Source organism: Sphingosinicella terrae, assembly GCF_003347635.1.
GTDB classification, from domain to species: domain Bacteria; phylum Pseudomonadota; class Alphaproteobacteria; order Sphingomonadales; family Sphingomonadaceae; genus Allosphingosinicella; species Allosphingosinicella terrae.
In genome coordinates this window covers 1-1,530 of the sequence record NZ_QDFY01000037.1, presented here as the reverse complement: position 1 = coordinate 1,530, position 1,530 = coordinate 1, and the positions used below count along the sequence as shown (strand labels likewise).

The window sequence follows — 1,530 nt, the reverse complement described above, 5'->3', positions numbered from 1 at the left end:
GATAGCGTTGAAAAAGCGTCCGCTACTGACAGAAGCGGACGTCGCGCAGACTGAGCATGAGCGCGGCTGGGCGGTTTTACCCCGCCGTCGCCGGCACCCCAGCCGGGAGCAGCATGGCGAGCTTGCGGAGGTTCTGGGCGGTTGCGGCGAGGAGGAACTCGTCCTTTGCTCCGTTCGGGCCTCTGAGACGCAACCGGTCCATCTTCAGGATGCGCTTGAGGTGCGCGAACAGCATCTCGACCTTCTTCCTCTCGCGCCGTGAGGTGACATAGGCATCGGTGCCGGACAGCTCGCGGGCCAGATCGCGAGCGCCTTCGTGGATTGAGCGAAGCACCTTCCGGCCTTGTTCGCCGGGTCGGCACTGCGCCCGCAGTGAGCAGCTGTCGCATTCAAGTTTGCGGGCGCGATAGCGGTACAGGCCGTCGATCGGCGGCCGGGCCTTCGCGGCACGTCCTTCCTGCCAATATTGCCGCAGCTCCTTACCACCTGGGCAGATGTAGACATCCCGCTTGTGGTTGTAGCGAAAGTCGCTGCGCTCGAAGGTGCCGTTCTCTCGTCCCGACTTGTCGAAGACTGGGATGTGCGGCTCGATGCCGCGCTCGTGGACCAGCCAGGCGAGGTTGTCGGCCGAGCCGTAAGCGGAGTCCGCGGCGAGCCGCTGCGGCCAGACCCCGAAGCGCTCCTGCGTGCGCTCGATCATCCGCCGCTGCGCCGTAACCTCGGCTTGACGGATCGAGGTGGTCGCCTCGACGTCCATGATCACTGCGTGCTTAAGGTCGATCAGGTAGTTGGTTGAATAGGCGAAGAAGGCGAGCCCGCCGTTGGCGCCGGTCCACCGCGACGCCGGATCGGCGACCGAGATGAACTTGGGCACGACCGGTGTGGAGGCGCCGAAGGCAGCATCGTCGAGCACCGTCAGATACTCGCGCACGGCGTGGCTGACCGCCTCCGCGGGCAGACCCTCGTTGCCGGGGACGGAGCGCTGTCGATTGGCGTCCGCCTTGATCAAGCTGGCGTCGACGGCAAAACCCTCACCGCCGACGAGGCCCTCGACCAGGCAGCGCTCGACCGTCGTCTCGAACAGCCGGCGCAGCAGATCGCTGTCACGGAAGCGGCCGTGCCGGTTTTTCGAGAAGGTCGAGTGATCCGGCACCGCGCCGTCGAGACCGAGGCGGCAGAACCAGCGGTAAGCAAGATTGAGGTGGACCTCGTCGCACAGGCGCCGCTCGGAACGGATGCCGAGACAGTATCCGATCAGCAGCATCCGGATCATCAGCTCGGGATCGATCGAGGGCCGGCCCGTGTCGCTATAGAAGGGCCGCAGATGCTCACGGATGCTGGTAAGATCGACGAAGCGGTCGATCCGTCGCAGCAGGTGGTCCGCAGGAACGTGGCGCTCCAGGCTGAACTCGTAGAACAGAGGCTCCTGCATCACCGTCCGCTCGCCCATCATGGCTCGCCTCCCGCCTTGCTCAGCAGGATTGAATCAGAGCCGAGTCACCGCAGCAAGAGGAGATTTTCAACACTATC

The 1,530-nt window shown here is 64.8% G+C and carries 1 protein-coding gene; it reads right to left on the bottom strand.

Annotated elements, in window-relative coordinates; genetic code table 11:
- Positions 1-76: 76 nt before the first annotated feature.
- The gene (locus tag DDE10_RS23085) at positions 77-1,453 is read right to left on the bottom strand and encodes a transposase (protein WP_114955162.1); all 1,377 of its coding nucleotides are present in this window, start codon (positions 1,451-1,453) and stop codon (positions 77-79) included.
- Between the last annotated feature and the right edge of the window lie 77 nt (positions 1,454-1,530).

Coding starts and splice junctions, on each gene's coding strand:
- DDE10_RS23085 (WP_114955162.1), bottom strand. CDS start 1,453: ATGATGGGCGAGCGGACGGTGATGCAGGAGCCTCTGTTCTACGAGTTC.